Raw genomic sequence first — 4262 nt, forward strand, 5'->3', positions numbered from 1 at the left:
GCGCCGGCCGGGCACCCACCACCAGCCTGCGGCGCGCGGGGCGCCGCCGTCCACCCCCGCCCCCACCGCCCTCCCGGCGGCGGGCGCGACCACCGCCGCCAGCGGCGGGAACGCGCCCCGCCCGAGGGCCCGCACGAGCACCGGCGCCGCCGCCGCGGCCGCGCAGTACGCGGCGAGCAACAGCAGCAATGAGGCCCCAGCAGGAGTGGACGGCGAACCCTTGGTCACGCATGGTGATCGGATCGTGCTGGACCGTCACACTAGTGCGCCGGGAAGGCGCCGCCACGCTCTCCGGCCCGCGGACACGATTGCTTTACCCGCACGTGCCGCCGTGCCAGGCGCCGAGGTCGGACGGGGCCGGCCCGAACGCCGTGAGCCGGCCCGCGCGCCCGGAGTCGGCGAGGTTGAGGGCGCCCGAGTGCCGAGCGTGAAAAGCGATCAATGATCGGTTTTCGTGTTAGCCTGCGGGCGGCCGAGCGCCGCTCGCTCTGGTACTGGGAGGCCCACGATGACCGCCGGCTCGCGCACCGCGCCGCTGCCCGTCCGCCCGGCTCGGGCGGACGACCCCGAGGAGGTCCGCCGGATCTACGACATCTGCCTGCGGACCGCCGCCCTCGGCGGCGACGCGACCGGCCTGGTGGACGATCCGCGGCTGCTCGGCGACGTGTTCGCCGGGCCGTATCTGGCCCACGCGCCCGACCTCGCCTGGGTGCTCGCGCGGGACGAGGGCGGGGCGTCGCGGCCGGTCGGGTACATCCTCGCCGCCGAGGACACCGCGGCCTTCGAGCGCGAACTCGACCGCGCGTGGTGGCCGCGGATCCGCGCACGGGTGGCGGGACGGTCCGTCGAGCCCGGCGGCCCGGACGCGTGGCTGCGCGCCTACGTCGACGATCCGCCCCGCACTCCCGCGCACATCACGGCCCGGTATCCGGCGCACCTGCACATCGACCTCCTGCCGGAGGCGCAGGGCGGCGGGAACGGGCGGCGCCTGTGCGCGACCCTGATCGAGGCCCTGCGCGAGCGCGGGGTGCCCGGCCTTCACCTCGGGGTCAACGCCCGCAACGCGAACGCGCTGGGCTTCTACGGGCACATGGGCTTCGAGATGCTCGACGACGGCCCGGACACGAAGATCCTCGGCATGCGCCTGCGCCGGCGCGACGGCGCACGGTGACGGCGCTGACCACGGCGACGGCGAGGAACGTCCACGCGGACGGTGTAGGCGGGGTCGGCGGATGAGATAACCGCCTGGTCATGTCCCTCGCTCGCGGTGGCCGAGGGCGGCGCCGGTGGAGGCGGCGCAGACGCAGCCGATCGCGAGCCACCGCGTCCAGGCGAGGTGCTCGCCGAGCAGGACGAGCCCGGCGACGGCGCCCGCGGCGGGCTCCAGGCTGACCATGACGGCGACCGTCCGCTCGGGCATGCGGCGCAGCGCGGCCTGGTCGAGCGACCATGGCAGGACGGCCGACAGCACGGCGAGGCCGAGGCCCGCGGCGAGGACGTCCAGGTGCCACAGGCCGCCGCCCGCCGCCGGGGCGAGCGGCAGGACGAGCACCGCCCCGGCGACGACCCCCAAGTCAGCGTCGACCCGGGACGGCCGCCCGCGCGCTTGTTCAGCACGAGGTAGGCCGCCATGCAGGCGCCCGACGCCACCGCGAGGACGACACCGGACGCGGAGAGCGGCGCGCCGCCCGGGCCGTAAATCAGGAACACGCCGGCCCCGGCGAGCGCCGCCCACATCAGGTCGGCGGGCCGCCGCGCCTTGGCCAGCGCGAGCGCGAGCGGGCCGAGGAACTGGAACGCGGACGCGACGCCGACCGGCAGCCGCTGCATCGCCGGGTAGATCAGGTGCATGCCGGCGATCGCCGCGCCCAGCGCGACCGCGAGCCCGGCCGAGCCGCGCGGGAGCGGCGGGCGCCGGACGAGCAGCAGGACGGCCGCCGCGAACCCGAGCCGCAGGACGACGACGCCCGCGGTCCCGGCGATCGCGAACATGCCCTTCCCGCACGCCTGGCCGAGCTGGATCGAGACGACGCTGCCGAGGATCAGCAGCGGCGCGGGGACGGCGGCCCTTTCCGCGCGTGCGGTCCCGGTGGTCATGCGGCCAGTCTGCGATCACCGGATCATGCGCGAGCGCGGCACCGTCACCGCCGCCGCCGAGGCGCTGCACCTGACGCCGTCCACGGTGTCCCAGCAGCTCAGGCAGCTCGCCCGCGACCTCGGCGTGGAGTTGCTGGAGGCGCAGGGCCGCCGGGTGCGGCTCACTCCGGCCGCGCACACCGTGCTGCGGCACGCCGACCTCCTGTCCGCGCAGTGGGAGCGGGCCCGCGCCGACCTCGCCGAGCACCGGTCCGGGACGTCCGGCCAGGTGCGCTTCTGCAGCGTGTCGAGCGCGCTGGCCGCGCTCGTCGCCCCCGCCGCGGCGCTGCTGCGCGCCGAGCACCCGGGCCTGACGGTCCACATGGCGGAGAAGGACAGCGGGGACGCGGCGCACCTGCTGCTGTCGCACCGCGCCGACATCGCGGTGGTGATCCCGAGCGAGCAGGTCCCCGGCCCGGACGACGCCCGGTTCACCCGCACCACCCTGCTGGACGAGCCGCAGGACCTGCTCGTCCCGGCCGGGCACCCGCTCGCGTCCGGTGGGGCGGCGCGGCTCGCCGACGCGGCGGGGGAGGCGTGGATCGGCTGCCCGGACCGGCCCGACCAGCACCATCTGCTGCTCTCCGCCTGCGCCGCCGCCGGCTACGTCCCGCGCGTCGAGCACGAGGCGAACGAGTGGTTCGCGGTGTCGTCGCTGGTCGCGCGCGGCCTGGACGCGCTGCGCCGGGTGATCGACCGCCGCGACACGATCGGAAATTCCCGGCAATAGCGACAAACATCTAATAGAGGCTTTTGGCGGCTATAAGGGGTATATAACTGGAACACATTGATCGGCGACTGTCCGTATGCCACTCTTTCCCGGGTGCCCCTCCCGGCAGGGGGCCGCCGGCCGGTGTTCCGAGCGTGCGCGGTCCGCTGCCGTGTCGCCCGGTGCTGAGGCTTAGGTGAAGAAGGCTGCTTTGACGAAACGCCGGCTGACCTGCGGCGCGCACCTTCCGGCGGCGGCTCTGGGAGCGCGCCGGTGAGGTGGCCGAAGCGCACCCGGCAGGCCGCCCCGCGCCCGCAGGCCGTACCGCCGCCGTATCCAGGGCCGATGGCGCCCTCGCCGGGGCCGATGGCCGCGCCGCCGCAACCGCACGCGCAACCGCAGAGGCCCGCGCAACCCCGACCGCAACCGCAGCGGCCGCCGCAACCGCAACCGCAGCGGCCCACGCAGCCGCAGTCGCAGGTGCAGCGGCCCACGCAGCCGCAGCCGCAGGTGCCGCCGGCCGCACAGCCGCAGGCCCCGATGGCCGCGCAGCCGCAGCCGCAGCAGCGGCCGTCTGTGCCGGGTTCGGTCCCGATGCCCGCCGGAACGGCCGACCCGGACGTGTGGCCGGAACTGTGCGAACGGTTCTGCCTGCAATTCCTCGTACTCGCGGAGAAGATGCGTCCCGCCATGGACCTGCTGGAACGCCAGGAGGAGGACCCTGACCGGCTCGAGGCCCTCTACGAGATCGACCACGGCGTGACGCGCATGCGGCGGGCCGCGCGCGACCTGCGGGTCCTCGCCGGCCGGGACGCCGAGGAGGCGTCCGGGGCCGACACGTCGCTGCTCGACGTGGTCCGGATGGCCGAGTCGTCCATCGAGCAGTACCGGCACGTCTCGATCCTGCGCGTGGTGGAGCTCGCGGTCCCCGCGTACGCGGCGGAGGACCTGGCGTCCCTGGTCGCGGCGCTGCTGGACAACGCGACCCGCTACTCGCCCTCGCGGGTGACCGTGAGCGCGCACCTGCTCGCCGACGGCGCCGTGATGCTCCGCATCGAGGACTCCGGCATCGGCATGTCGCCCTCGCAGCTGGAGGGCCTGAACAAGGCGCTGGCCGGGCCGGTGCCGCCGATGACGGACGAGACGTCGCGGCAGACGGGCTTCCCCGTGGTGCACCGGCTGGCCCGCCGGCACGGCATCGGCGTGCGGCTCGCCGGGCGGACCGGCGGCACGGTCGCGATGGTGACGATCCCGCCGTCGCTGCTCTGCGAGATCCCGCAGGACGAGCCGCACACGGTCGGAACCGGCGAGATGCCCCCGGCGATGGCGCATCTGGCGATGGCGCGCCGCGGGGAGCGCCCGGCGGGCGCAGCCGCGGAGCGGCCGGCGGCCGTGGGGCGTCCGGGGCCGGCGGAAC

5 protein-coding genes are annotated in these 4262 nt (G+C 75.8%); 3 read left to right on the top strand and 2 right to left on the bottom strand.

Annotated elements, in window-relative coordinates; translation table 11 throughout:
- Positions 1 to 228 (bottom strand): hypothetical protein (locus tag ABZ914_RS47590; protein WP_500201237.1); only part of this gene is annotated, 228 nt, incomplete at its 3' end.
- Between the two features lie 280 nt (positions 229 to 508).
- Between ABZ914_RS47590 and ABZ914_RS47595 the strand changes: the two genes are divergently transcribed.
- The gene (locus ABZ914_RS47595; RefSeq protein ID WP_500201238.1) at positions 509 to 1171 is read left to right on the top strand and encodes a GNAT family N-acetyltransferase; all 663 of its coding nucleotides are present in this window, start codon (positions 509 to 511) and stop codon (positions 1169 to 1171) included.
- Positions 1172 to 1249: 78 nt separating this feature from the next.
- Here the strand turns inward: ABZ914_RS47595 and ABZ914_RS47600 are convergent, their stop codons facing one another.
- The gene (locus ABZ914_RS47600) at positions 1250 to 1573 is read right to left on the bottom strand and encodes an EamA family transporter (RefSeq protein WP_500201239.1); all 324 of its coding nucleotides are present in this window, start codon (positions 1571 to 1573) and stop codon (positions 1250 to 1252) included.
- A 276-nt stretch (positions 1574 to 1849) separates the two neighbouring features.
- Here ABZ914_RS47600 and ABZ914_RS47605 point away from each other — a divergent pair, with 276 nt between their 5' ends.
- Both ABZ914_RS47605 and ABZ914_RS47610 read left to right on the top strand, forming a co-directional pair.
- Positions 1850 to 2866, top strand: coding sequence for a LysR family transcriptional regulator (locus ABZ914_RS47605; RefSeq protein WP_500201240.1), 1017 nt, complete (start codon positions 1850 to 1852; stop codon positions 2864 to 2866).
- Positions 2867 to 3439: 573 nt separating this feature from the next.
- The coding region (locus ABZ914_RS47610) for a sensor histidine kinase (protein WP_500201241.1) at positions 3440 to 4262 on the top strand (823 nt) is incomplete at its 3' end.

Source organism: Spirillospora sp. NPDC046719 (genome assembly GCF_040645715.1).
GTDB lineage: Bacteria > Actinomycetota > Actinomycetes > Streptosporangiales > Streptosporangiaceae > Spirillospora.